The sequence below is a fragment of the Neisseria sp. P0009.S008 genome (assembly GCF_051958615.1).
In the GTDB taxonomy this organism is placed as follows: domain Bacteria; phylum Pseudomonadota; class Gammaproteobacteria; order Burkholderiales; family Neisseriaceae; genus Neisseria; species Neisseria subflava.
Genome location: NZ_JBQCVG010000074.1, coordinates 1 through 261 on the forward strand (window position 1 = coordinate 1; position 261 = coordinate 261).

Below are 261 nucleotides of genomic sequence, written 5' to 3' on the forward strand. Positions count from 1 at the left end.
GCCTAATAAGGTCGTGTCAAAATTTTCAGACGATCTTTCCTTATGTGTCATCCTTACCTACCCTGGCTACAACGAAAACGGCCAACTTATCGCCCAGCACCAATGGAAGGTGTCGTCCAAAGAAGAGAACGCCCGAAACGGCTTACCCGACACCGACTGGCGCGATGCGCAGTACGACATGCTGTACCTGCCCGTTACCGAAACCGTCCGCTACCACTACGACTTCAACGGCAACCGTACCGCCACCGTCCTGCCCGACGG

At 55.2% G+C, this 261-nt stretch carries 1 pseudogene; it reads left to right on the forward strand.

Features of this window, described 5'->3' with window-relative positions:
* Positions 1-13: 13 nt before the first annotated feature.
* Positions 14-261: pseudogene (locus ACTHSQ_RS11320) on the forward strand (hypothetical protein); the annotation flags it as partial.